This window comes from Streptosporangium carneum (assembly GCF_027922005.1).
Taxonomy (GTDB): domain Bacteria; phylum Actinomycetota; class Actinomycetes; order Streptosporangiales; family Streptosporangiaceae; genus Streptosporangium; species Streptosporangium carneum.
Genome location: NZ_BSEV01000008.1, coordinates 301,712 through 325,052, shown reverse-complemented (window position 1 = coordinate 325,052; position 23,341 = coordinate 301,712). Strand labels below are relative to the sequence as shown.

Annotated in this window: 24 protein-coding genes; 10 read left to right on the top strand and 14 right to left on the bottom strand. The window is 72.3% G+C overall.

The genetic code is table 11. The annotated features are described in order from the left end of the window. Positions 1-25 precede the first annotated feature (25 nt). The gene (locus PKF00_RS20140; protein WP_271219116.1) at positions 26-1,063 is read left to right on the top strand and encodes a UDP-N-acetylmuramate dehydrogenase; all 1,038 of its coding nucleotides are present in this window, start codon (positions 26-28) and stop codon (positions 1,061-1,063) included. 407 nt (positions 1,064-1,470) lie between these two features. Beyond that, complete coding sequence (locus tag PKF00_RS20135; RefSeq protein ID WP_271219115.1) at positions 1,471-2,040, top strand: TMEM165/GDT1 family protein; 570 nt, start codon at positions 1,471-1,473, stop codon at positions 2,038-2,040. A 16-nt stretch (positions 2,041-2,056) separates the two neighbouring features. Here PKF00_RS20135 and PKF00_RS20130 read toward each other — a convergent pair whose 3' ends face one another. Further along, positions 2,057-2,293: a glutaredoxin family protein gene (locus tag PKF00_RS20130; RefSeq protein ID WP_271219114.1), complete on the bottom strand. Its 237-nt coding sequence runs from the start codon at positions 2,291-2,293 to the stop codon at positions 2,057-2,059. 127 nt (positions 2,294-2,420) lie between these two features. Here PKF00_RS20130 and PKF00_RS20125 point away from each other — a divergent pair, with 127 nt between their 5' ends. From PKF00_RS20125 to PKF00_RS20105, 5 genes are all read left to right on the top strand, one after another. After that, positions 2,421-4,067, top strand: a complete 1,647-nt coding sequence (locus PKF00_RS20125; RefSeq protein WP_271219113.1) for an ABC transporter substrate-binding protein — start codon at positions 2,421-2,423, stop codon at positions 4,065-4,067. Then, entirely contained in the window at positions 4,064-6,274 is a 2,211-nt protein-coding gene (locus PKF00_RS20120) for a S9 family peptidase (RefSeq protein WP_271219112.1), read from the top strand. The genes PKF00_RS20125 and PKF00_RS20120 overlap by 4 nt, the downstream gene beginning before the upstream one ends. Further along, on the top strand, positions 6,274-7,236 hold the full coding sequence (locus PKF00_RS20115) for an ABC transporter permease (RefSeq protein WP_271219111.1): 963 nt from the start codon (positions 6,274-6,276) through the stop codon (positions 7,234-7,236). The genes PKF00_RS20120 and PKF00_RS20115 overlap by 1 nt, the downstream gene beginning before the upstream one ends. Positions 7,237-7,308: 72 nt before the next feature. Then, positions 7,309-8,157 carry an ABC transporter permease gene (locus PKF00_RS20110; RefSeq protein ID WP_271219110.1) on the top strand — a complete coding sequence of 283 codons (849 nt, stop codon included), beginning with the start codon at positions 7,309-7,311 and terminating at the stop codon, positions 8,155-8,157. A gap of 1 nt (position 8,158) precedes the next feature. Next, positions 8,159-10,090 carry an ABC transporter ATP-binding protein gene (locus PKF00_RS20105; RefSeq protein ID WP_271219109.1) on the top strand — a complete coding sequence of 644 codons (1,932 nt, stop codon included), beginning with the start codon at positions 8,159-8,161 and terminating at the stop codon, positions 10,088-10,090. Between the two features lie 39 nt (positions 10,091-10,129). Here PKF00_RS20105 and PKF00_RS20100 read toward each other — a convergent pair whose 3' ends face one another. Beyond that, a complete protein-coding gene (locus tag PKF00_RS20100) occupies positions 10,130-11,335 on the bottom strand; it encodes an MFS transporter (protein WP_271219108.1) in 1,206 nt (401 codons plus the stop codon). Positions 11,336-11,407: 72 nt separating this feature from the next. Between PKF00_RS20100 and PKF00_RS20095 the strand changes: the two genes are divergently transcribed. Next, a complete protein-coding gene (locus PKF00_RS20095) occupies positions 11,408-12,385 on the top strand; it encodes a GlxA family transcriptional regulator (RefSeq protein ID WP_271219107.1) in 978 nt (325 codons plus the stop codon). Positions 12,386-12,442: 57 nt separating this feature from the next. Here PKF00_RS20095 and PKF00_RS20090 read toward each other — a convergent pair whose 3' ends face one another. The 4 genes from PKF00_RS20090 to PKF00_RS20075 all read right to left on the bottom strand — a co-directional run bounded on the left by PKF00_RS20090 (position 12,443) and on the right by PKF00_RS20075 (position 14,305). Continuing rightward, complete coding sequence (locus tag PKF00_RS20090) at positions 12,443-12,739, bottom strand: RNHCP domain-containing protein (protein WP_309298419.1); 297 nt, start codon at positions 12,737-12,739, stop codon at positions 12,443-12,445. A 428-nt stretch (positions 12,740-13,167) separates the two neighbouring features. Beyond that, positions 13,168-13,554 (bottom strand): PPOX class F420-dependent oxidoreductase, encoded by a 387-nt coding sequence (locus PKF00_RS20085; protein ID WP_271219106.1) that lies wholly within the window; start codon positions 13,552-13,554, stop codon positions 13,168-13,170. Next, positions 13,551-13,715 carry a hypothetical protein gene (locus tag PKF00_RS20080; RefSeq protein WP_271219105.1) on the bottom strand — a complete coding sequence of 55 codons (165 nt, stop codon included), beginning with the start codon at positions 13,713-13,715 and terminating at the stop codon, positions 13,551-13,553. The genes PKF00_RS20085 and PKF00_RS20080 overlap by 4 nt, the downstream gene beginning before the upstream one ends. Next, positions 13,712-14,305 (bottom strand): dihydrofolate reductase family protein, encoded by a 594-nt coding sequence (locus PKF00_RS20075; RefSeq protein WP_271219104.1) that lies wholly within the window; start codon positions 14,303-14,305, stop codon positions 13,712-13,714. Before PKF00_RS20075 ends, PKF00_RS20080 begins: the two co-directional genes overlap by 4 nt. A 91-nt stretch (positions 14,306-14,396) precedes the next feature. On the opposite strand from PKF00_RS20075, the gene PKF00_RS20070 reads away from it, so the two are divergent. After that, positions 14,397-14,849 (top strand): winged helix-turn-helix transcriptional regulator, encoded by a 453-nt coding sequence (locus PKF00_RS20070; protein ID WP_271219103.1) that lies wholly within the window; start codon positions 14,397-14,399, stop codon positions 14,847-14,849. A 19-nt stretch (positions 14,850-14,868) separates the two neighbouring features. Here the strand turns inward: PKF00_RS20070 and PKF00_RS20065 are convergent, their stop codons facing one another. Then, the gene (locus tag PKF00_RS20065) at positions 14,869-15,156 is read right to left on the bottom strand and encodes a hypothetical protein (RefSeq protein ID WP_271219102.1); all 288 of its coding nucleotides are present in this window, start codon (positions 15,154-15,156) and stop codon (positions 14,869-14,871) included. Between the two features lie 40 nt (positions 15,157-15,196). Here PKF00_RS20065 and PKF00_RS20060 point away from each other — a divergent pair, with 40 nt between their 5' ends. Further along, positions 15,197-15,754, top strand: a complete 558-nt coding sequence (locus PKF00_RS20060) for an alpha/beta fold hydrolase (RefSeq protein WP_271219101.1) — start codon at positions 15,197-15,199, stop codon at positions 15,752-15,754. A 79-nt stretch (positions 15,755-15,833) separates the two neighbouring features. Here the strand turns inward: PKF00_RS20060 and PKF00_RS20055 are convergent, their stop codons facing one another. From PKF00_RS20055 to PKF00_RS20025, 7 genes are read right to left on the bottom strand one after another with little or no spacing between them, the layout of a single operon-like run. Continuing rightward, complete coding sequence (locus PKF00_RS20055; RefSeq protein ID WP_271219100.1) at positions 15,834-16,958, bottom strand: sugar phosphate isomerase/epimerase family protein; 1,125 nt, start codon at positions 16,956-16,958, stop codon at positions 15,834-15,836. A gap of 49 nt (positions 16,959-17,007) precedes the next feature. Further along, the gene (locus tag PKF00_RS20050) at positions 17,008-18,441 is read right to left on the bottom strand and encodes an FAD-binding oxidoreductase (protein ID WP_271219099.1); all 1,434 of its coding nucleotides are present in this window, start codon (positions 18,439-18,441) and stop codon (positions 17,008-17,010) included. A 45-nt stretch (positions 18,442-18,486) separates the two neighbouring features. Continuing rightward, on the bottom strand, positions 18,487-19,581 hold the full coding sequence (locus PKF00_RS20045) for a sugar phosphate isomerase/epimerase family protein (protein ID WP_271219098.1): 1,095 nt from the start codon (positions 19,579-19,581) through the stop codon (positions 18,487-18,489). Beyond that, the gene (locus PKF00_RS20040) at positions 19,578-20,402 is read right to left on the bottom strand and encodes an ATP-binding cassette domain-containing protein (RefSeq protein ID WP_271219097.1); all 825 of its coding nucleotides are present in this window, start codon (positions 20,400-20,402) and stop codon (positions 19,578-19,580) included. The genes PKF00_RS20045 and PKF00_RS20040 overlap by 4 nt, the downstream gene beginning before the upstream one ends. Then, positions 20,399-21,436 (bottom strand): ABC transporter ATP-binding protein, encoded by a 1,038-nt coding sequence (locus tag PKF00_RS20035; protein ID WP_271219096.1) that lies wholly within the window; start codon positions 21,434-21,436, stop codon positions 20,399-20,401. The genes PKF00_RS20040 and PKF00_RS20035 overlap by 4 nt, the downstream gene beginning before the upstream one ends. Further along, positions 21,433-22,293, bottom strand: a complete 861-nt coding sequence (locus tag PKF00_RS20030) for an ABC transporter permease (RefSeq protein ID WP_271219095.1) — start codon at positions 22,291-22,293, stop codon at positions 21,433-21,435. The genes PKF00_RS20035 and PKF00_RS20030 overlap by 4 nt, the downstream gene beginning before the upstream one ends. Beyond that, on the bottom strand, positions 22,290-23,339 hold the full coding sequence (locus PKF00_RS20025) for an ABC transporter permease (RefSeq protein WP_271219094.1): 1,050 nt from the start codon (positions 23,337-23,339) through the stop codon (positions 22,290-22,292). The genes PKF00_RS20030 and PKF00_RS20025 overlap by 4 nt, the downstream gene beginning before the upstream one ends. Positions 23,340-23,341: the final 2 nt, after the last annotated feature.

Sequence of the window (23,341 nt, the reverse complement as noted above, 5' to 3'; positions counted from 1 at the left end):
ATTTCGCACTGGCGTGGGGAAGCGCATGACTGAGCGGGTTGCAGGGGTACGGCTGGCGCCGTACACGACGTTGGGACTGGGCGGCCCCGCCGGGGCGTTCGTCGAGGCCGGGTCGGCGGAGGAGATCGTCGAGCTGGTCGCGGGGGCGGACAGGGCGGGTGAGCCCGTGCTCGTGCTCGGCGGGGGCAGCAACCTGGTCGTGGCGGACGAGGGGTTCGACGGCCTGGTCGTGCGGGTCGCCTCACGGGGTGTCGAGGTCGACGGCGACCGGATCACCGCGCAGGCGGGCGAGGACTGGGACGCGCTGGTCGCCCTGGCGGTCGCCGAGGGGCGGCCGGGGATCGAGTGCCTGTCGGGGATCCCCGGGCTGGTCGGGTCGACGCCGATCCAGAACGTCGGCGCCTACGGTCAGGACGTCTCGCAGACCGTCACCGGGGTGCGGGTCTACGACCGCAGGACCGGCGAGGTGAGCGACCTGACCGCGGCGGAGTGCGGGTTCGCCTACCGGCACAGCGCGTTCAAGCAGGAGCCGGACAGGCACGTCGTGCTGGCGGTCACCTACGAGCTGGCCAGGGGGGAGACGTCGGGTCCCGTCGCCTACCGGGAGCTGGCGGCCAGGCTGGGCGTCGAGCTCGGCGACCGGGTGCCGCTGGCGCGGGCCCGCGAGGCGGTGCTGGAGCTGCGCAGGGGCAAGGGAATGGTGCTCGACGCGACCGACCCGGACACCCGGAGCGCGGGCTCGTTCTTCACCAACCCGATCCTCACCGCGGAGCAGGCGGCCGAGCTGGAGCTGCGCGTTCCCGGGTTCCCTCGCTGGGACACGCCCGAGGGCTCGGTCAAGGTCCCCGCCGCCTGGCTGATCGAGAACGCCGGTTTCCCCAAGGGCTACCGGCGCGGTCCCGCACGCATCTCCACCAAGCACACCCTCGCCATGACCAACCCCGAGCTGTCGGCGACGACCGCCGACCTTCTCGACCTGGCGCGCGAGGTCAGGGACGGCGTGCTGGAGAAGTTCGGCGTCACGCTCGTCAACGAGCCCGTGATGGTGGGCGCCCGTCTCTGACCCGCCCGTCTCTGACCCGCCCGTCTCTGACCCGCCCGTCTCTGACCCGTCCGTGTCCGATCGGCCTGTGTCCGATCGGCCTGTGTCCGATCGGCCTGTGTCCGGTCCGCCTGTGTCCGGTCCCCCTGTGTCCGATCGGCCCGCCGCGGCGACGCCGGGTGTGTTCCGCGCAGGGGAATCAACGGGTGCGTTCCGCCTGTTAGAGTCAGGTGGAAACACCCGAAGGGGAGTAGTCCCAATCGCGTGATCGACATACTGGCGCTCCGGCGCCCGGTCGCGCGGGCCTCGCACAGAGGCGGACGAGACCTTCGGCCTGGCAGGCATACATCGATGCCGCCGGGCCGAAGTCGTGCCCGAGACTCCCCGGGTGCCCCTTCCGGCCCGGCCGCGCGCGGAAGGGCAGCTCGTTGGAAGCGTTCTGGATCAGTCTCGCTGTGATCTTCGTCGCCGAGCTCGGCGACAAGAGTCAGCTCATGGCGATGACCTTCGCGACCCGGTTCAAGCCGTGGCCGGTCCTGGCCGGCATCACCCTGGCGACCGCGGTCGTCCACCTGGTCAGCGTCGGCCTGGGCAGGCTGGCCGGTGACCTGATTCCCACCACGGCGATCACGATCGTCGCGGGCCTGGCGTTCCTCGGCTTCGCCGCGTGGACGCTGCGCGGGGACGAGTTGACCGACGATGAGGCGCAGAAGGCCAAGCGCACGACCCGCTCCGCGCTCGTCGCCGTGACCGTGGCCTTCTTCCTCGCCGAGCTCGGCGACAAGACCATGCTGGCCACCATCACCCTGGCCACGCAGTACGGCTGGTTCGGCACCTGGCTCGGTTCGACGGTCGGCATGGTCGCCGCGGACGCGCTGGCGATCGCCGTCGGCCGGATGCTCGGCAAGCACCTCCCGGAGAAGGTCATCCGGTACGGCGCCGCCGCCGCGTTCGCCGTCTTCGGCGTGCTGCTGCTGCTCGAACCGCTGTTCGCCTGACCCCGCGGTCCCGCCGTCAGGTCAGGCGGTCGCGGATCTCCTGGAGGCTCGGGTTGACCAGGCCGGATCCGTCGGGCATGACCACGGTCGGGATGAGCCAGGAGCCGCCGCCGATCTCGGTGATGAGGTCGATCGCCCCCGGTGTCAGGTCGACGTCCACCTCCACGAAGGGGATCTCCGCGCGGGTGAGGGCGGCCTTCAGGCGGTGGCAGTGACCGCACCAGGGGGCGCTGTAAACGGTGAGGGAGTCCATGCATTCCCCATTCGAAAGGTGGGTTTGACCCGGATGCTATGGAGCGAATACTCTCCTGAGCCAAGTGGATAGTAATGGTAGACGCAGCAGCTAGACAGGCTGGCTGGTCGCACGAAAGTAGGTCCCTGTGACCGGTCTCCCCGACGCCGCCCTCACCCGGCGCTCCCTCCTGAGGTCCATCGCCATCGTGGGCGGCCTGGCCGCGGTTCCCGGTCTCGTCGCCGCCTGCGGCTCGAGCGGCCCCGCCGACTCCTCGAAGGACGCGGGCGCTCCGGCGAAGTCTCTCGACGTCCTCAAGGTCGCGCTGCCCTCCTCGATCAGCTCGCTGGACGCGAGCAAGGAGGCGGGCATCATGAACTACGTCGTCGCCCTCCTCTGCCAGGAGGCGCTCGTCGGGGTCGGCCAGGACGGCGGCCTCCAGCCCGCTCTCGCCGAGTCGTGGGAGCGGAAGGACCAGAAGACCTACGTCTACAAGATCCGTTCCGGGGTGACGTTCGCGGACGGGACGCCGCTCACCGCCGACGACATCGTGGCCAGCCTCGACCTGCACGCGAAGAAGGGCTCGACCTCGGCCTTCGCCTACGCCTACGCGAACGTGGACAAGATCGAGGCCGGCGGCCCCTCCGAGATCACGATCACGCTGAAGGAGCCGGACGCCTCCTTCGCCTGGACGCCCTCGCCCGGCACCCTGCTGGTCACCAGCAGGAAGTTCATCGACGCCACCGGCAAGGACATCGGCACCCCCACTGGGAAGATCCTCGGCACCGGCCCCTACAAGGTGACCGAGTTCGCGCCCGACTCGCACGTGACGCTGGAGCGCAACGACGCCTGGTGGGGCGGCAAGGCCCCCTACCGTCAGATCAGGCTGGACTTCATCCCCGAGGAGTCCACCCGGCTGCTCGCCATGCGCGGCGGCTCCGTCGACGTCGCGCTGAACGTCCCCGCCGAGCAGATCGACCAGTGGAAGGCGATCTCCGGTGTCGAGCTGAAGACGGCCAGCGACCGCTCCCTGGTCACCCTCGCCTTCAACACCGCGAAGAAGCCGTGGAACGACATCCACGTCCGCAAGGCGGTCGCCCACGCGATCGACCGGGACGGCATCGTGCGCAGCGTCCTGCGCGGCCACGGTCAGGTGGCCGTGACCATCCCCGACCCCGCGCAGTGGGGCGGCGTGCTCGACGAGGCCGGGGTCAAGAGCCTGTACGCCGGCATCCCGCAGTACGGCTTCGACCTCGCCAAGGCCAAGGCCGAGCTGGCCCAGTCGTCGGTCCCGAACGGCTTCAGCGACGTGCTGACCTACCCGAGCAGCGGCCCCCAGCTCGGCAGGGCGGCCCTCACCCTCGCGGAGAACCTCAAGACCATCGGCATCACGCTGGAGGTCAAGGAGATCCCGCTCGAGCAGTGGATCGCCGAGCTCGGCAAGCACGCCTCCGGCGTCTATCTCGGCTGGTACTTCGCCACGACGGGCGACCCGTCCGAGTACATCCAGCAGCTCCTCAACGGCGCCTACGTCGGCGAGAACGGCTCCAACATCGCCGAGTACGCCAACGCCGAGGTGACCGGCCTGCTCGACGACGCCAAGAAGAGCGTCGACGACGCGGCCAGGGGCAAGCTGCTCGGCGACGCGCTGGTCAAGGCCGCCGCCGACGTCCCGTACCAGCCGCTGTGGTGGGGCGAGGCGGCGACCGCGTTCGGCCCGAAGGTCGGCGCGGGCGAGTTCGGCCCCTACTTCTTCGTCGGCCCCTGGGCCGCCAAGCTCTCCGCCCGCTCGTGACCACGCCGCTGTCGTCGGGCGCGGGGCGGGCCGTGCCGCCGGAGGCGCGCGCGAGACAGGCGGCGCTGGAGGCGCACACGGCGCTGGCGGCCCTGCGCGTGCCCGACGCCGTGACGCTGCACCCCGACGGAAGCCGGGTCGCGTGCGTCCTGCCGCTGTCGGACGCGGGCCCCGTCGCCCACGTCCTCGACCTCGCGGCGGAAGGCGCGCCGGTCCCCGTGCCGGAGGCGGCGGTCGTGCGGGGCGTGCCGGAGGCGGCAATCGTACGGAGCGTGCCGCAGGCGGCTGAGGCGTCCGGGCGCTGGCACGCGCTCACCCGGTGGCTGCCCGACGGGCGGCTGCTGTTCGCCTCCGGTGAGGGGCAGGACCTCGACCACGTCGAGGTCCGCTCGGCGGACGACCTCACCCTCACCTGGCGGGTCAGGGTGGACGGGGAGATCGAGGACCTGGTCGCCGGGAACGACGGCACCGTGCTCGTACGGCTCGCCGACCCCGGCAGCGAACGCGACGGCAGCCACCTCGGCCTGCGGGTCGCCGATCCCTCCGACCCCTTCGTCAGGACCCCCGGAGGGCGGCTGCGGCGGCTCGCCTGGGCCGAGGTCGGCGACGCGGCCCCGCGGCCCATCCCCCTGACGGGCCTGACCGTGTGGGACGCCGACTGGCGTGACGGCGTCGCGCTGGCCGTGACCTCGGCGGACGAGACGCCCGCTGGGTACTACCGGCCCCGTCTCGACCTGATCGACCGCGAGACCGGCGGGACCAGGACCCTCATGAGCACCTCCTGGCAGCTCAACCGCCCCCGGCTGGCCCCCGGGGGACGCGCCGTCGTCGTCGTCGAGGGGCTGTCCATCGTCTCCGGGCGGATCGTCCACGTCGACCTGGACAGCGGCGAGGTGACGCGGCTGACCGCCGTGGACGACGTCACCGACCTGGGCTGGCTGGACGAGCACACCCTGTGGTTCACCGGCTGGTCCGGCACCGGCACGCACGGCGGCACGCTGACCGCCGACGGTCGCCTGCTGACCCGGTGGACCGCCTGGGGCACCCTGGGCGGGCGGGACGGGCAGCCGTCCCTGTCCGTCGACCGCGCGGGCACGCTCGCCGCGGCCGTCTGGGAGACGGCGGAACGGCCTCCGGAGATCGCGGTGGCCGGGGTGGGCGAGGGTGAGTGGCGTCAGGTCACCGGCCTCAACGAGGATCTCGCCCGGCTGGCCGTACGCCAGGAGGAGGTGAGCTGGACCGGACCTGACGGGCTCACCGTCCAGGGCCTTCTGCTGACCCCCATGGACCGCGACGCCCCCGACGCCGCTCCGGCCCTGGACGATGCTCCAGCCTTGGACGCCGCTCCGGCCCTGGACGATGCTCCAGCCTTGGACGGCGCTCCCGCTCTGGACGCCGCTCCCGCTCTGGACGCCGCTCCCGCTCTGGACGCCGTTCCAGCCATGGACGGCGCTCTCATTCCGGACGACGCTCCCGTCCCGGACGGCGACGGGGGGCGGGCCAGGCCGCTCGTCGTCATCGCGCACGGCGGCCCCACCTGGCTGTGGTCGAGCACCTTCGCGCCCGCCGAGTCCGACCAGCTCGCGCTGCCGCTGGTGCACGCGGGCGCCGCCGTGCTGCTGCCCAACCCCAGGGGGAGCAGCGGGCGCGGGCAGGACTACGCGCGTCGCGTCATCGGCCGCGTCGGCGAGGAGGATCTCGGCGACGTCCTCGCCGGAGTCGACCGCCTCGTCGAGCGCGGGATCGCCGACCCCGGGCGCATGGCCGTGCTCGGGCTGAGCTACGGCGGCTACCTCAGCGCGTGGGCGGTGACCCGCACCGACCGGTTCGCGGCCGCGGTGGTGATGTCCGGCGTCGCCGACTGGCTCAGCTTCGCCACCGCCAGCAACCTCGCCGGAGGCTACGACCCGCTCTACCACCGGGGAGCCGACGTCGCCACGACCGAGGGCAGGGAGTTCCTCGCCGCCCGCTCCCCGGTGTGCCACGCCGCCGCCGTCACCACCCCGACGCTGATCCTGCACGGCGCGGAGGACCGCACGACCCCCGTCGGTCAGGCGGAACAGCTCTATCGTGCCTGGTCAGCGGCTGGCGTGAGGACTCAACTCGTCGTCTACCCTCGGGAGGGCCACGAGCTGACCGAGCCGGAGCACCGCCGTGACGCGGCGGAACGGGTGGTCGCGTGGCTGGCGGGGAACGGGGTGCTGTGATGGCGTGGCGGAGCTGGGGCGCGTTTCTGCTGCGCAGGTTCGCCGGCACCGCCGTCGTCGTCGTGCTGCTGTCGATCGGCGTGTTCGGCCTGCTCTACCTCGCCCCGGGGTCGGTGCAGCAGACCCTGCTCGGCACCCGTCCGGCGACCCCGGAGACGATCGCCGCGATCCAGGCCCGCTACCACCTCGACGACCCGCTGCCGGTGCAGTACCTGAGCTGGCTCGGCGGCGTCCTCCGCGGGGACCTCGGCGTCTCCATCAGGACCGGCTCACCGGTCGCCGACATGATCGGCGACCGGCTCCCGCTCACCCTGGCGCTCACCGGGTACGGCACGCTGTTGTCGCTGCTCGCCGGCATCCCGCTGGGCGTGGCGGGAGCCCTGCGCCGGGGCAGGGCGACCGACAGGCTCGTGGTCACCGCCGGAGTGGTCGGGCTGAGCGCCCCGCCGTTCGCCGTCGGACTGCTGCTGCTCGTGGTCTTCGCCGCCTGGCTCGGCTGGTTCCCCGTCTACGGCACCGGTGAGGGCCTCGCCGACCAGATCTGGCACCTGACGCTGCCCGCCGCCGCGCTGGCCGTCGGAGCCGTCGGCATGCTCGTCCGCTTCAGCAGGGCCGCGCTGATCCGCGAGCTGGACCAGGACTACGTGGTGTTCGCCAGAGCACGCGGCCTGAGCTCCGCCGCCGTCCTCGGCTACGCGCTGCGCAACTCGCTCGTCCCGATCCTCACCGCGGCCGGGCTCATCGTGACCGGCATGCTGGCCGGGACCGTGCTGGTCGAGGTGACCTTCGCGCTGCCGGGCCTCGGCTCCCTGCTCGTCGACTCGGTCACCTTCAAGGACGTCCCGGCGGTCCAGGCGCTCGCGCTGCTGCTCACCCTGCTCATCGCCGTCGTCAACCTCCTGGTCGACGTCGGCTACTCGGTGGTGGACCCCCGGGTCAGGCTCGGCGGGAGGACGTCATGACGCATCCACGGACCAGGCCCGGCGGGAGGACGTCATGACACGCTCACGGACCGAGTCCGGCGGGAGGACGCCATGAAGCACCCGCGGGCCGGGCTTGCCCGGGAGACGAGGCGTCGTCCCCCGATCAGCGTGGCCGTCGCGCTGGCCGTCCTCGTCGCGGTGGCGGTGGCCACCGTCTTCGCCCCCTGGATCGTGCCGGACGCGACCGCGCAGGACCTGATGCTGGGCATCACGGGCCCAGGCCCCGGTCACCCGCTCGGCACCGACGATCTCGGCCGCGACGTGCTGGAGCTCCTGGTCGCCGGAGCCCGTACGGCGGTGCCGGGAGCGCTGTGCGTCGCCGCCGGGTCGATGCTCATCGGCAACCTCGTGGGCCTGCCCGCCGGATACCTCGGCGGCTGGGTCGACGCGCTGGCCATGCGCTGGGCGGACCTGGTGTTCTCCCTGCCCGCGCTCCTGGTGGCGATCGTCGTCGCAGGCGTCCTGGGCGGCGGGTACGGCCTGGCGATCGCCGTGCTGGTCGTGCTGTTCGCGCCGACCGACACGCGGGTGGTGCGCGGAGCCGTGCTCGAACAGCGGCACCGCCCCTACGTGGAGGCCGCGCAGCTGAAGAACCTCTCCGCATGGCGGATCATGACCAGGCACGTCTGGCCGAACATCGCCCCGGTCGCGCTGGCCAACGTCTTCCTCAACTTCGCCTACGCGCTGGTCTCGCTGGCGTCGCTGTCCTTCCTCGGCCTGGGGGTGCCCGCGGGCTCTCCCGACTGGGGGCGCACGCTGTCGGACAACCGCACCCAGTTCCTCACCAACCCCTGGACGGTGATCGCTCCGGGCCTGGCCATCATCGCCACGGCCGCCGCGCTCAACATCGTGGGCGACTGGCTGTACGAACGCGTCGACCGGCGCGGAAGGGCACGCTGAGATGGCATCGAGAGCGGACGGGCCGGGGGCGGGGAACGCGGGCGGGCCAGGGACGGGAGGGGGCGGAGCGGGACGTCCCGAGGCCGCCGGGCTCTCCGGGGGCATCCGGGACGCCGGGCTTTCAGGAGACGTCCGGGGCGCTGGTCTCTCAGGAGACGTCCGGAACGCCGGGCTCTCCGGGGGCGTCCGGGTCGAGGGGCTCGCCGTGCGCCAGCCCGCCACGGGACGGACCCTGCTGTCCGGGGTCTCCTTCGAGGTCGCGCCCGGCGAGTCCGTCGCGATCGTCGGCGAGTCGGGCTCGGGCAAGTCGCTCACGGTCAGGGCGATGCTTGGTCTGCTGCCCCGGGGGCTTGAGGCCACCGGGCGGGTGGACGTCGACGGCGTGCGCGTCGACGACGACCCGCGCACCCGCGCCCGGCAGCGCGGCGGCGTGGTCTCCCTCCTCATGCAGGACCCGTTCACCCTGCTCAACCCGTTGCGCAGGGTGGGGCGGCAGATCGCGGACGGGCTGCCGAAGGGGGCGGACCCGAAGGTCGAGGTGCCTCGGCTGCTGGCCGAGGTCGGCCTGCCGGAGGACGTCGCGGGACGTCACCCCTTCCAGCTGTCCGGCGGCATGCGGCAGCGCGTCGGGCTGGCCGCCGCGCTCGCGGGCGGGCCGCGGGTGCTCGTCGCCGACGAGCCGACGACCGCGCTCGACGCCACCACGCAGCGCGAGGTGCTCGCCCTCGTCAGGCGCATCCAGCGTGAGCGGGACATGGCGTTCGTGCTCATCACCCATGACCTGCGCCTGGCGTTCTCCACCTGCGACCGGGTCGTGGTGATGTACGCGGGCCGGATCATGGAGACCGGCGGGGCGGCGGCCGTACGGAACGAGCAGCTCCACCCCTACACCCGGGCCCTGCTGGCCGCCGAGCCGCCCGCGGACCGGCGTCTGGCCGTCATCCCCGCGGTTCCCGGCTCCGTGCCCGCCCATGACGCCGTGGCCGACCGGTGCGCCTTCGCGGAGCGGTGCTCCCTCGCCGTGGCCGAGTGCCTGGCCGTGGGGCCGGTGCCGAAGGCCGTACGGCCGGGCCGTGAGTCCGCCTGCCTGCGCGCCACGGAGCTGCCCGCCCAGCCCGCGCCCGCGCCGGGTGTCACGCTTCCGTTCAGAGGCCTGGCCGACGCGGTGCTCGACGTTCGTGACCTGCGAAGGACGTTCGCCGGGGCCGGCCGTCCCGCGCTGGCCGGGGTGAGTCTGTCCATCGCCTCCGGCGAGGTCGTCGGTGTGGTCGGTGAGTCCGGGTCGGGCAAGACCACGCTCGCCCGCTGCGTCGCCGGACTGGAACGCCCGGACGCGGGCACGATCCTGCTCGACGGCGTCGACTGTTCCGACTACGGCAGGCTGAGCCGTACGGCGGTGCGCCAGGCGCGCCGCACCGCACAGATGATCTTCCAGGACCCCTACTCGACGCTCAACCCGGCCCGCACGATCGGGGCGGCCCTCGCCGAGGCCCTGCGCGCGGACGGCCGTCCCGCGGCTTCGGGAGACGTCGCCCGGCTGCTGGAGTCGGTCGGTCTGGGCCGCGACATGGCCGGGATGCGTCCCGCCGGGCTGTCGGGCGGGGAACGACAGCGGGTCGCGATCGCCCGTGCCGTCGCGGGCGAGCCCCGGCTGCTGATCTGCGACGAACCGGTGTCCGCCCTCGACGTCTCGGTCCAGGCGCAGATCCTGGGCCTGCTGGCCGAGCTGCGCGAACGGCTGTCCATGGCGATGCTGTTCATCACCCACGACCTGGCCGTGGTCCGCCAGATCGCCGACCGGCTCTACGTGCTGGAGGCGGGCCGGTGCGTGGAGACGGGCTCCGCGGACCAGGTCCTTGACGCCCCCGCCCACCCCTACACCCGGGCGTTGCTGGCCAGCGTCCCCGACGGCTCCGCGGGCTGGCTCGGCTAGCGCCGCGTCAGGCGACGTTCGATGATCCGCGATGACCGACTACGTCAACACGCCGGCCGAGACCGGGATCGACGGGCCTCCGGTCTCCTGAGGCTCCCGGCCCAGCCGCCTGACCGGCTTGATCAACAGCAGCGCCGCCACCACGCCGACCGTCACCAGGGCCGACCCCAGCATGAAGGCGCGCGGTTCGACCAGCGCGGTGACCGGACCGGCCAGCGCCTGCCCGACCGCCATGCCCGAGACCGACCCGGCCACCTGGTAGGCGTTGACCCGGTTCACCACGTCCGGCGCGACCTGCGTCTGCACGCTGGTCGACCACATCACCGACCAGAACGCCAACGCGCCCCCTCCGAGCAGGTGCCCGGCCATCAGCAGCGGCAGCGGCAGCCCGAGCGCGACCGTCAGCGGCACCGCCACGTACCCGCTCAGCGCCACCGCCCCAGCCGTCAGCGGCCTGCGCGGCCTGAGCCTGATCGCCACCAGCCCGCCCAGCACGGTGCCGAGGCCGAGCGCCGCCATCACCCAGCCGTAGTCGGCCCCGATGACCTGCGACGACAGCGGCACGTACGGCCCGACCACCAGAACACCCCAGAACACCCAGACCAGGATGACCGACCACATCCAGCTCCTGGCCTTGAACTCCTCCCAGCCCCTGCGCAGGTCGCTCAGCACGTTGGAGGGCTCCGGCCTGGGCACGGTGACCCGGACCAGCAGCAGGAACAGCCCGCTGACCAGGAACGTCGCGGCGTCCACCGTGTAGACGAAGACCGGCCCGGCGACGACGATGAGGACCCCGGCCACTGCGGGACCCGCCAGCTGGGTGACCGCCTCGGCGATCTTCAGCGTCGCGTTGGCCCGCTGCGGATCCTTGGCGACCAGGGGGACCATGCCGTTGACGCACGGTTCGAACGTCCCCGCGCCTATGCCCGACAAGAACGCCATCGCCAGCAACAGGGCGAGCGGCGGAGCGCCGTCCAGGAAGGCGACGGCCACACACCCCTGGGTGACGACCCTGAGCAGGTCCGCGCCGATCATCAAGCGCCGGGCGCCGATCCGATCGGCGAAAACCCCGCCGAACAACATGACCAGCACGGCCGACGTGGTCCAGATCGCGAGCACGTAGCCGACGCCCGCGATCCCATAGACTTTCCCGATCGCCAGCGCCGAGGCGACGGGCATCATCGCGTCACCGAGCAGAGAGATTGTGCGGGCCCCGAAGTAGAGGGTGAAGTTCCTCGTCCACATGAGCCCCAATTCTGGGTTTTTCCAGATCAGAGCGCCGGTGTCCCAAATGACATCATTGGGTACATTTGCGCCATGACCCTGCACTGCCCGGAAACGCCCCCGACGCCCTCCGGCCCGCATCGCGTGGTCGCCCTGGTCGCCCCGAAGCAGGAGCTCTACCCGGTCACCTCCGCCTCAGCCGTCTTCGGCTACCACGGCCCCGACATCCCCCAGCACTACAGCTTCGACCTGTGCGCCGAACAGCCCGGCTCCCTCCCCACCACCCTCGGCGTCCCCATCCAGGTGGACAACGGCCTCGAAGCCCTCGACGACGCCGACACCGTGGTCATCGCGGGCTGGAGCTGGACCCTCACCCCCTCGCCCGCCGTACTCCAGGCGGTGTCCCGAGCCCACGCCCGGGGCGCCCGCATCGCCGCCGTCTGCGCCGGGATCTTCGTCCCCGCCGCCCTGGGCCTCCTGGACGGCCGCCGCGCCTCCGTCCACTGGGAACTCTCCGGCGAACTCGCCGCCCGTCACCCCCGCGTCATCCTCGACGACACCGTCATCTACGTCGACCACGGTGACGTCGCCACCGCCGGAGCCTCGGCGGCCACCCTCGACCTCTGCCTTCACCAGGTCCTCCAGGAGTACGGCGCGGCCCACGCCATGCGCATCGGCCGCCAGCTCGCCGCCGGTCCGCACCGCGAGGGCTGCCAGCGCCAGTACCCTTCCCTCCCCACCACCGGCCCCATGCCGGACTCCCTGGCCCCCCTGCTCGAATGGCTCCTCTCACATCTGCCCGACCAGGTCACCGTCGAGGACATGGCCGCCTACTCGGGCGTCTCCCCCCGCACCCTCACCCGGCAGTTCGCCGACCAGCTCGGCGTCCCGCCCGCCCGCTGGCTGCTGGAACGCCGCCTGGCCGCCACCCGCGCCCTGCTGGAGGAGACCGACCTGCCCGTCGAGACCATCGCCACCCGCGTCGGCCTCTCCTCGGCGGTCAACCTCCGCCGCCGCTTCCACACCGCCCTGCGCACCACCCCGGCCGCCTACCGCCGCTCCTTCCGCTGAAGACGCCGGGCGGTTCCACCGCGATCACGACCGCCCGGCGGACTCGGGGAAGCCGTCTCAGAGCTGGGCGAAGTAGTCCAGCGGGAACGGCGGGCGTGCCAGTGGCGCGACGGCCAGCCGCATCAGAGTGAGCGGATTGTCGTCACCGGCGACGCGGTTGGCGTTGAGCGTGCCGCACGCCGTACAGCGGTGGATGATCGCCCACTCGCCGTCCTGACGCGCGTGGATGGCGATCGGCGCCATGCCTGAGGCGCAGTCGGCGGCTCTGTCGCCCGGAGTGTTGTCCAGGTGCCTGGACCACAGGCAGGTGGGGCAGTGGTTGCGGTGTGCGGTGCCCGGCGCGTCGGTGGGCACGTCGAGACGGCAGTTGACGCAACGGAAGGAACCGATGCGGGCGCGATGGCGTGGCAATGGAGGAGCTCCAAACGAAATGGGTGACGAGTCGGCTGACTGTGCCGTCGCAACCCACGCGGGATCACCCCCGCCGGAGCCTCCGGTGGGGACGTCGACCCGCTCGAGGGCGCACGACGGCGTCCTCGGTGCCCACGGCCATCAACATCCCCCCTTGTCTGCTCGGAGCCAAGTCAAACAAGCCCCCATGCCGGAAGCAACCGGTTTAACTCCCGAACCCGGCGAGACCCGGCCGAACTCGACGCTACCGTCCGGTGATGCCGGGATCGGCCTTCCGCGTCTTCCCCGGTTCGACCGGCGGAGCTTTCACCAGGGGCGACGCGATCGCGTGCGCCTCGTGACACGAGTGGTGACGACGCCCCGGCGAGGCGTCAACCCACGCTCTGTCGATCGGGCTCGATGAGCGCGACGACCCGTTCCTCGTCACGTGAGTAGGGGCCGCCGATGTACTTCGTCGAGATCCGGTCGACGATCTCCCAGGCGGCGTCGCCCTCGACCCACTCGACGACCCTGCCGCGGACGATGACCGGCTGGAACGGGTTGTCGGCCGGCGTCAGGGAGATCGCGACCCGCGGGTCGCGCCGCAGGTTGCGGGCCTTGCGGGAGTGCGGACCGGTGAGGATCACGACATGGTCGCCGTCCGTGCCGATCCAGACCGGGACGGAGTGGGGAGCGCCGTCGGGGAGGACGCTGGCGAGGTGGGCGATCGAGGCGCCGTCGAGCACGCGGCGCACGTCGGGGTCGAGCATCGTGGTCATCTCCTGGTCCGGGTTCCGTGATGGTGCCGGGTGGGCTTCTGGCGGGGGTCGGCGAGTGCGTTTCCGCCGCGCCGGATGAGGAAGGCCTCCCCGCCCGGGTCGAGCGGTGCCTGGGCGGCGTGGGCGCCGGTCGCCGTGGGGCCGCCGACGGCGAGGCTCATCGCTCGACCTCGTAGCGCAGGTGGGTGACGCCCGGCGCCGGGACGGCTTCGACGAGGCGGAGGCGTACGTGCTCGGGGAGCGCCTGGAAGAAGGGACGGCCGCCGCCGAGCAGGACGGGCACCTGGTGGAGGATCACCTCGTCGACGAGCCCCGCCTTCAACGCCTCGGTCACGACGCCGCCGCCCATGAGACCGACGTCGAGGTCGCCGGCGGCCTCGCGGGCCGCCGCGACCGCGTCCTCGACGCCGGTGGTGACGAGGGTCTGCCGCTCGGTCATCTCTGGCGCCGGCCGACGGCTGAGGACGAACAGCCGGGCCGTCGGGTGGGGGCTGCCGCCTCCGAAGTGGTCGGAGTCCTCGTAGGTGTTGCGTCCCGCCACGACCGCGCCCACGCGTCCGGCGAGGGCGTCGAAGACCCGGGCGCTGGGCTCGCTCAGTCTGAATCCGTCGAAGACCCGGCTGGGCGTGTCGCCGTCGGCGTACCAGTCGAAGAGCGTCGTCCCGTCGCCGAGTCCGCGCCCGGTGCCGGGACCGCGACCGGTGATGTACCCGTCGACCGACACCGCGTGGGCGCTGAAGACCTTGCCCATCTCCGTGCTCCTTCCCGAAGTTCCTTCAAGAGACTCCATGACCGTAGCATTCGGAGTTCCCTGAGGGAACTCAAATTGCTAGACTCCTTCCATGCAACGCACGGACTTCGGGAAGCTGGCCTGCTCCATCGCGCGCACCCTCGACGTGATCGGGGAGCCGTGGTCGCCGCTGATCCTGCGTGACGTGTGGGCCGGGGTGAGACGGTTCGACCAGCTCCAGGCCGACCTCGGGATCTCGCGCAAGGTGCTGACCGAGCGGCTGAACCACCTCGTCGACCACGGCGTGCTCGAACGCCGCCCCTACGACCAGCGGCCGCGCCACGAGTACCACCTGACACAGAAGGGCGCCGAGCTCGTCGACCTGCTCATGGTCATGGCCGGCTGGGGGGACAGGTGGCTCGCGGGCGAGGCCGGCCCGCCGGTGCTCTACCGCCATCACGCGTGCGGTGAGATCAGCGGTGTCGACCTGCGCTGCGCCCACTGCGGCCGGCCGATGCACGCGGGTGACGTCGACCTGCTGCCAGGCCCCGGCGCGGCCGTGTGACCCAGGCGGGGTGAGCGGTCTAAGAGAACGCCGGCAGGCCGATCCGGCCGAGCTGGTGGTCGAGGAGCGCGGCCGCCTCCGTGACGCCCGGTTCCCCGACCAGCACGCCGTCGGCCAGGCCGCGCGCGAGCAGGAGCACGGGAGCGCGCGCACCCAACTCGACGACGGCGAGCAGCGCGCGCCGCAGCGTGTCGGCCGGGCCGTCGGCGTCCCGCAGCGCCGCGCGAACGTGGCGTTCGATCTCCTGCCTGAGCAGGTGTGCGCTCGCGCGCAGCAGGTCGGCCTTCGCCGCGAAACAGTGCTGCACGAGCCCCTTGGAGACGCCGGCCTCCTGTGCGACCTGCCCGATGCGCCACGACCGAGTGCACCTCGTCGGAGTGTCCATCGGCGGGTGGAACGCTTTTCACCTCGCCCTGCACGCCCCGGAGAAGATCGCCTCGGTGAGCCTGCTCGACCCCGCCGGCCTTTTCGGCCGGATCACCTGGAAGGTCGTCGTCTTCTCGCTGGGCTCGGTGGTGCCGTTCTTCCCCGAGTCGTGGCGCCGAGGGCTGCTGAGCTGGATCTCCGGCGGAGCCGACGCCTCCGACGACGAACCCGTCGCCAACCTGATATCGGCAGGGATGCGAGACTTCGCCACCTTCCTGCCGCCACCGACGTACCCCACGGACGACCAGGTGGCCGGAGTCGACGTGCCGGTGCTCGCCCTGATCGCCGGGCGCAGCATCATCCACGATCCGCGCAAGGCCACCCTGCGCGCCCGCCGCCTGCTCGCCCGTGGCGTCGTCGAACTGTGGCCGGACGCCTCCCACGCCATCAACGGCGAGTTCCCCGAGCGCGTCAACGCCCGGGTCCTCGCCTTTGTCGACGAGATCGACCGCACCGGCCGCACCGGCGACACGCCGTGATGACATGAGCCGGTGAAGCGCGCTCCCGAACGACGCGGGCGTTCATCGCGGACGGGCGATCCGCAAGAACACCGGCTCCTCAGGCGGGACGGGCCAGGTCGACCAGTACGGCGCGCAGGTGGGCGGCGCTCTCGGTGACGAAAGCCAGCCGTTCGGACACCGGAACCGGCTGGGAGAGCGTCTCCCTGTCGGGAACCTCACCCCGTTCGGCCCTGCGCCGGTAGCCGTCGGCCAGCCGGACGATCTCGGCCAGCTCCACCGTGGTCAGGTCCGGGTGCCCCCCGTGCCACTCGGGGTCGTAGATGGACACCGGCAGCGGGAACCGCCGCCCCATGACGCCCTCGATGGACAACGTCAGCCGGGGCGCGTGCGCCAGCAGCGGCCGCAGCAGCGCGGGCCAGTCGATGACGCCCCGGCCGCACGGCGCGAGGAAGCGCCGGACGCCGTCCTCGGTCAGGAACAGCGCCGCGTCGCGCACGTGGCTCTGCCGTACGTAGGGGGCGACGCGATGAGCCGCCGCCACCGGGTCCTCGCAGCGCAGCAGCACGTTGGCGGTGTCGAAGGTGATCCCGAACGCGTCGGGCCCCGCCTCCTCGACCAGGCGCACCAGCTCGAAGGTGGTGATCTCCTCGTGGGTCTCGAGGTTGAGATGACAGCCCAGGTCGCGCAGCAGCGGCCCCAGTCCGGCCAGCACCTTGCCGGTCGCCTCCAGTTGCTCCGGCCAGGTGACGTCGGTGCGGAACCGGTCGCAGCCGAGTCGCCCGGGGATGCCGAACTTGTAGTTGGCGGTGGCGCTCCACAGCTCGCGCACCCCCGCCTCCGCGCAGGCGACGACGAGCCTCTCCAGGCCGCGAAGGTAGTCGCCGCCGCCGAGTTCCCGCACCTCGGGGGCCTCGGGCGCGGCGAACGGGTTGACCTTGGCGGTGCCGACCTCGACGTACAGGCCGAGGTCCTCGGCGAGCTGGACCACGGCCCGTAGCTCGCCGGGGTCCAGGGTGGGGCTCAGCTCCAGGACCGAACGGAAGAACACGCCCTCAAGGCCGAGCCGGTGAACCTCGCGCAGCGTCCACTCCGCGCCGTTCTCCGGAGCGCCGGGGAACTTGCTGCTGTCGGTGCCGACCCGCACCTCACGCGCCGGAGCCGTCTCACGCGCGGCCGTCTCATGCTCCGAAGTCGCCTCACGCGCCGAAGCCTCACGCGTCAAAGCCCCGGGTGTGAAAGCCCCGGGTGTGAAAGCCCCGGGTGTGAAAGCCTCAGGCATCGGTCCCACCCGACAGGTCCACCAGCCCGCGCCTGAAGACGTTCGCCGGGTCGTAGACCCGCTTCACCTTGACGAGCCGGTCGTACTTCTCGCCGTAGATGTCGCGCGCCTCCATCGCGTTGACGATCTCGGTGGTGAAGTTGACGTAGGAGCCGGCCTTGAACCTGTCCATGTCGGCGTCGAAGGCGCGGGTCCATTCGATCAGCTCGGGGGCCTCGGAGGGGAACTCCCACTCGGCTCCGGCGCTGGACATCCAGCGGGCCTCGACGCGGTCGCCGACCGCGGTGTCCCACGGGTCGACGCGGGCCGCCTGGCCGCCGCGCGGGAAGAGCTGGAACGGGCACGCGAAGTGCGGGGCGATGGTGGAGCCCGCCTGCAGCGGCCTGCCGGGGTAGCGGTCGGACCAGTGGAGCACGGTGTCGATGGCCTCGTCGGGGAAGTCCCGCAGGTTGCCGTTGCGCCAGTAGCGGCGGACGCCGTAGCGGAAGTCGTCGTCGCAGGCCCGCTGGAGCTCCATGTGCGGCACGGTGTAGGAGGTCTCCCAGACCGGGGTGGCCTGGGCGAACATCGGCTGGGTGACCTCGGGCTCGTCGTCGCCCCACTGGACGGTGGCGACGCTGACGATCTGGGTGCCGCGGTGCGCGGTGGGCACCAGGGTCCAGTATTCGGGCACCTCGACGGTGCGGGCGTAGGTCACCACGTTGTCGGGCGCGTCGTAGGCCCAGTCGCGGAAGAAGCGCAGCACCTCGCGCCGGTCGTCGGTGGCGAAGAACGCCTGACGGACGTTGGCGAGCCGGGTGAACGGCAGGTACCTGAAGGTGAAGGAGATCGCGACGCCGAAGTTGTGGCCCGCGCCGCGCAGCGCCCAGAAGAGGTCGGGGTGCTCGTCGGCCGAGGCGGTGATGATCCGTCCGTCGGCCAGCACCAGCTCGACCGAGAGCAGGTGGTCCACGGTCAGGCCGTACATGCGGGACAGGTAGCCGTTGCCGCCGCCCAGGGTGAGCCCGGCGACACCGGTGTGCGAGACCGTGCCCGCGGGCACGACGACGCCCTCGTCGGCACAGGCCCGGTCCAGGTTGCCCAGCCTGCAGCCCGCGCCGACCCGCACAGTCCCGGCCTCGCGGTCGAACACGACGTCCCGCATGCCGCCGGTGTCCAGCAGCACCGCGCCGTCGTCGACCGAGGTCCCGGCGAGGTTGTGGCCGCCGCCGCGCACGGTGATCTCCAGGTCGTGGTCCAGGCACCAGGTCAGCGCCCGCGACACGTCCTGGGCGTCGCGGCAGCGCACGATCGCCGCCGGACGCCGGTCGATGTCGGCGTTCCACACGTGCCGGGCCACGTCGTATCCCTTGTCGCCGGGCAGGATGACCGGACAGTCGACGACGGAGCGCAGCTGGGCGGCGGTCGGCGTCTCGGTGATGCTCACGTGAGGTCCTTTCACAAAAGGTCGTACCGGCCCACAGGAGGGCGGTCAGTTGTACTGGCCTGCGGCGAAGCCGCTCAGCGGCGTGGCGCTCTCCGGCTGGGGGACGCCGAGGAGGTCACGCAGGTGACGGGCGCTGCGGCCGGCGAACTCGTCGCGGGTGTAGGGGCTGCCGTCGCGCCAGGCGTCCCGCCCGGGGGCGGCGCCTTCGGCGACCAGCCCTGCGTAGGCCCCGACCTGGCGGTCGATCTCGGCGAGCTCGCGCTCGTCCAGGTCGGGATGGGAGGCCCGCCACTCGGGCAGGGCGAGGTGCATGGTCATGTCGCGCTGGCCGCTGCCCGCGGGCTCGACGGTCAGGTTCGTCAGACCGCCGAGGATCTCCAGCAGCGCGGGCCAGTCGATCACTCCCACGCCGCACGGCACCAGGTAGCGGCTCACCCCGTCGGGGCAGGGAAAGAGCGCGACGTCGCGCAGGTGGGCCATCCGGACGTACGGCGCGACCCTGCGCGCCGCCGCGAGCACGTCCTCGCCGTGCACGTAGACGTTGGCGGTGTCGAAGGTGACGCCGAGCACGTCGGGGCCGACGGACTCGACCAGCCGCACCACCTCGAAGGTGGTGATCTCCTCGTGGGTCTCCAGGTTGAGCCGTACCCCGTTGGCACGCAGGCACGGGGCGAGCCTGCGCAGGAAACGCTCGGTCGCGGCGAGCTGGTCGGGCCAGGGCGCCTCGCCCCGGTAACGGTCGGTGGCGTGCACCCCGGGCAGGTGCGCCTTGTAGTTGCCGGTGGCGGTCCACAGGTCGAGGCAGCCGATCGCGGCCGCCGCCTCGATCATGCGTTCCATCCCGGCCAGGTAGCTGCCGCCGCCCAGCTCGCGCACCTCGGGCAGCTCGGCGGTCATGTACGGGTTGACCTTGCCCGCGCCGAGTTCGAGGTACAGGCCGAGCTCGTCGGCGCGTTCCCGCAGCTCGCGCAGGAATCCGGGGTCCAGGGTCGGCGAGAGTTCGGCCATGGTGCGCAGCAGCACCCCGTCGAGCCCGGCGGCGGCGACCTGCCCGAGCACCTCGAGCGGCGGGTCGGCGACGGCGCCCTTGACCGGGCGCAACGCGGAGGGCAGCTTGACGTCAAGCCCGATCCTGGTCAACGGCTCTCCTGGTAGTGACGGCGGCGGGCGCGGTCGGCCGCCGGGTCGGGGATGGGCACCGCGGCGAGCAGCGCCCGGGTGTATTCGTGGGCGGGCGCGCCGTACACCTGTTCGCGGCTGCCCTCCTCGACGACCCTGCCGTCCTTGAGGACGAGCAGCCGGTCGCAGAGCTGGCGGACCACGGCCAGGTCGTGCGCGATGAACAGGACGGTGAGCCCCAGTTCCCTGCGCATGGCGCGCAGCAGGTTGATCACCTGGGCCTGGACCGAGACGTCCAGGGCCGAGACGGGCTCGTCGCAGATCAGCACCTTCGGTTCGGAGACCAGGGCACGGGCGATGGCGATGCGCTGCCGCTGCCCGCCGGAGAACTGGGCGGGGTAGCGGGGCAGGTGGGCCCCGGTCAGCCCGACCATCTCCAGCACCTCGACGACCCGTTCGCGGCGGCCTTCGCGGGAGCGGCGGCCCTGGTGCACCAGCAGCTGCTCGCCGACCAGGTCCTCCACGGTCATCCGCGGGTTGAGGCTGGCGTACGGGTTCTGGAACACCAGCTGCACCTCGCGGCGGAAGCGGCGTCGCTCGTCACGGCCCGCGCGCAGCACGTCGAAGCCGTCGTAGGTGACGGTGCCCGTGTCGGGGCGTTCCAGGCCGACGAGGCAGCGGGTGATCGTGGACTTCCCCGAGCCTGACTCGCCGACCAGGCCGAGGGTCTCGCCCTGGTCCAGGGTGAAGGAGACGTCGTCGACGGCCTTCACCGGTTCGCCCCGGTCCCGCGAGGCGAAGGTCTTGCCGAGTCCGTCGACGGCCAGCAGGGTACGGCTCACGCGACGACCTCCTCCCGCTCGGGGAGGGCGCGGTGGCAGGCCACCGCCCGCTCCTCGTCCTGGAGCACCCGCAGCTCCGGGATCTCGGTGAGGCAGCGCTCGACCCACCGGTCGCACCGGGGGTGGAAGGCGCAGCCGCTCGGCGGTTCCGCCGGGTTGGGCGGAGTGCCGGGGATCAGGTCGAGGTCGGTGCTGACGTCGCGGTCGACGCGGGGCACCGAGCGCAGCAGGCCCTGCGCGTAGGGGTGCCGGGGGGCGGCGAAGAAGTCCTCGACCCCGCTTCCCTCGATCTTGCGTCCGGCGTACATGACGGCGACGCGGTCGGCGTATCCGGCGACGACGCCCAGGTCGTGGGTGATCAGCAGCACGGCCATCCCGCTCTCCGCGGCGAGCTCGTCGATGAGCTCGAGCACCTGCTGCTGCACCCGGACGTCCAGCGCGGTCGTCGGCTCGTCGGCGATCAGCACGGCGGGGTCGCCGATGATGGCCATGGCCAGGCAGACCCGCTGCCGCATGCCGCCGGAGAACTCGTGCGGGTAGGCGCGCAGCCGTTCCCCGGCGCGTGCCACGCCGAGCCTGTCGAGCGCCTCCCGTGCCCTGACCAGCGCCGCCTTGCGAGGAACGCCGCGGATGGTGAGGGTTTCGGCGAGCTGGTCGCCGATGCTGAGCACCGGGTTGAGCGTGGTCTGCGGGTCCTGGAGCACCATCGCGATCCGCGTGCCGCGTATCCTGCGCAGCTCGCGTTCGGTCAGCGTCACCAGGTCGCGGCCCTCGAACAGGATCTGGCCGCCGATCACGGCGTGCCGGTCCAGCCTGAGCAGCGCGCGGGCGGTCACCGACTTCCCCGAACCGGATTCGCCGACGAGGGCGACCCGCTCTCCCGGGGCGACGGTCAGGTCGAGCTCGCGGACGATCCGCAGCGTGCGCCCCCGGCCGCCCGCGACCGGGAAGTCCACGCTGAGCCCGCGCACGTCGAGCAGCGCTTCTCCGTCCGCCGAGCTGTCGCTCGCCGGGGTGTTCCGCGGCGTTCTCACATGACCTCCCGGCCGCTGGTCCTGGCCCGCAGCGCGTCGCCCGCCAGGGCGAACGCGAGCGCGGTGAGCGTTATGACGGCGCCGGGGACGACGGCGGTCCACCAGGCGCTGGTGAGGAAACGGGAGCCGCTCTCGACCATGGCGCCCCATTCGGCGCTCGGCGGCTGGGCTCCCGCGCCGATGAACGACAGGCCCGCCATGATCAGGGTGGCGCCGCCGATCTCCAGCGTGACCTGCACGTACACGCTGTCCAGCGAGTTGGGCAGCACGTGCCGGGTCATCAGCCGCCAGCGGGAGACCCCGGTGATCACGGCCGACTCCACGTAGGTGGAGGTCATCGTGGTACGGATCTCCGCGCGGGCCAGCCGGGTGAAGCTGGGCCACCACGACAGCACCATCGCGATGATCGCCGAGCGCAGGCTCGGGCCGAGGGCGACGGAGATGCCCAGCGCCATCACCATGATCGGCAGGGACAGCGCGATGTCGCAGATCCGCATGATCGCGTCGTCGACCCATCGGGGGGCGAGCGCGGCCAGCGAGGCGACGGTGACCCCGATCAGCGCCGACAGCCCGACGGCGCACAGCGAGCCGAGGATCGTGGGCCGCGCGCCGTACAGGACGCGGCTGAGGACGTCGCGTCCCGAGGAGTCCGTGCCGAGCCAGTGTTCGGCGCCCGGCGGCAGCATGGCCTGCCCGAGGTCGACGTGGTAGGGGTCGTACGGCGCGAGCAGCGGGCCGAAGGCGACCGTCAGCAGCAGCAGGCCGACCATGGCGAACGCGGCGCGGTCCAGTTTCGGCATGCGGCGCAGCCGGAGCACCGGGCGGCGCAGCAGGGCGGAGGTGGTCATGCTGGTCATGCCTTCGCTCCGAGCGGGGACGCGCCGAGTTGGGCGGCGCGGACCCTGGGGTCGCTGACGAGTTGGACGAGGTCGACGGCGAGGTTGACCAGGGTGACCGTGACGCCGGTGAACAGCACGACGCCGAGCACCGCGAAGGTGTCCTTCTGCTGGACGGCCTCGGTCAGGTAGGCCCCGACGCCGGGACGGCCGAAGACGCCCTCGATCAGTACGGCGGCGCCGATCATCCAGCCGGTCTGCATGCCGATGAGGGTGACGATCGGGCCGAGGCAGGTGCGCAGCCCGTGCTGGAGCATCACCCGCAGCGGGGAGGCGCCCTTGGCGCGGGCCATCACCACGTGGTCGGCCTCCAAAGCGGTGATCATGGAGGTGCGGACGAGTCTGACCGCGAACGCGATGAACGGGACCGACAGGGTCACGGCGGGCAGCACCAGGTGCTGCACCGCGTCCCACCAGCCCATGAGGTCGCCGGCGAGCAGGGAGTCCACGGTGGCCATGCCGGTGACCCGGGGCGCCTCCATGCCCATCGACTGCGTGCCGGAGATCGGCAGGATGCCGAGCCGCGCGCCGAACAGGTGCTGGAGGATCAGGCCCAGCCAGAACAGCGGCAGCGCGCCGCCCGCGATGGCGCCCAGCCGGATGGCCGCGTCGGGCCTGCGCCGCTCGTAGGCCGCGGCCAGCATTCCGACGGGGACGCCGATCAGCAGGTTGAGCAGCACCGCCGCGGCGACCAGTTCGACCGTCGCCGGCAGCGCGCCGCCGAGGTCGGCGGTGACGGGACGGAAGGTGAAGATCGAGCTGCCGAGGTCACCGTGCAGCAGCCGTCCCAGGTAGGCGAGGTACTGTCCCCAGAGCGGCAGGTTCAGTCCCAGCCGTTCGCGGACGACCTCCACCTGTTCGGGGGTCGCGGTGATCCCCGCCGCGCTCTGCGCCTCGTCGCCGGGGATGGCTTTGATCATGAAGAAGACGAGGGTCGCGAGACCCCAGACCGCCAGGACGACGAGCCACAGCCGTCGCAGCAGGTAACGCGTCAGGCGCCGGTCCATTC

Bases quoted from the DNA above. Each gene is read 5' to 3' on its own strand.
- PKF00_RS20080 (WP_271219105.1), bottom strand. From the start codon at position 13,715: ATGAGCCTCGCCGTCGGCGGCCCCACGGCGACCGGCGCCCACGCCGCC.
- PKF00_RS20130 (WP_271219114.1), bottom strand. From the start codon at position 2,293: ATGGACTCCCTCACCGTTTACAGCGCCCCCTGGTGCGGTCACTGCCAC.
- PKF00_RS20115 (WP_271219111.1), top strand. From the start codon at position 6,274: ATGGCGTGGCGGAGCTGGGGCGCGTTTCTGCTGCGCAGGTTCGCCGGC.
- PKF00_RS20060 (WP_271219101.1), top strand. From the start codon at position 15,197: ATGCGCCACGACCGAGTGCACCTCGTCGGAGTGTCCATCGGCGGGTGG.
- PKF00_RS20075 (WP_271219104.1), bottom strand. From the start codon at position 14,305: ATGGGCAAGGTCTTCAGCGCCCACGCGGTGTCGGTCGACGGGTACATC.
- PKF00_RS20140 (WP_271219116.1), top strand. From the start codon at position 26: ATGACTGAGCGGGTTGCAGGGGTACGGCTGGCGCCGTACACGACGTTG.
- PKF00_RS20030 (WP_271219095.1), bottom strand. From the start codon at position 22,293: ATGACCAGCATGACCACCTCCGCCCTGCTGCGCCGCCCGGTGCTCCGG.
- PKF00_RS20070 (WP_271219103.1), top strand. From the start codon at position 14,397: ATGCAACGCACGGACTTCGGGAAGCTGGCCTGCTCCATCGCGCGCACC.
- PKF00_RS20105 (WP_271219109.1), top strand. From the start codon at position 8,159: ATGGCATCGAGAGCGGACGGGCCGGGGGCGGGGAACGCGGGCGGGCCA.
- PKF00_RS20110 (WP_271219110.1), top strand. From the start codon at position 7,309: ATGAAGCACCCGCGGGCCGGGCTTGCCCGGGAGACGAGGCGTCGTCCC.
- PKF00_RS20095 (WP_271219107.1), top strand. From the start codon at position 11,408: ATGACCCTGCACTGCCCGGAAACGCCCCCGACGCCCTCCGGCCCGCAT.
- PKF00_RS20025 (WP_271219094.1), bottom strand. From the start codon at position 23,339: ATGGACCGGCGCCTGACGCGTTACCTGCTGCGACGGCTGTGGCTCGTC.
- PKF00_RS20100 (WP_271219108.1), bottom strand. From the start codon at position 11,335: ATGTGGACGAGGAACTTCACCCTCTACTTCGGGGCCCGCACAATCTCT.
- PKF00_RS20085 (WP_271219106.1), bottom strand. From the start codon at position 13,554: ATGACCACGATGCTCGACCCCGACGTGCGCCGCGTGCTCGACGGCGCC.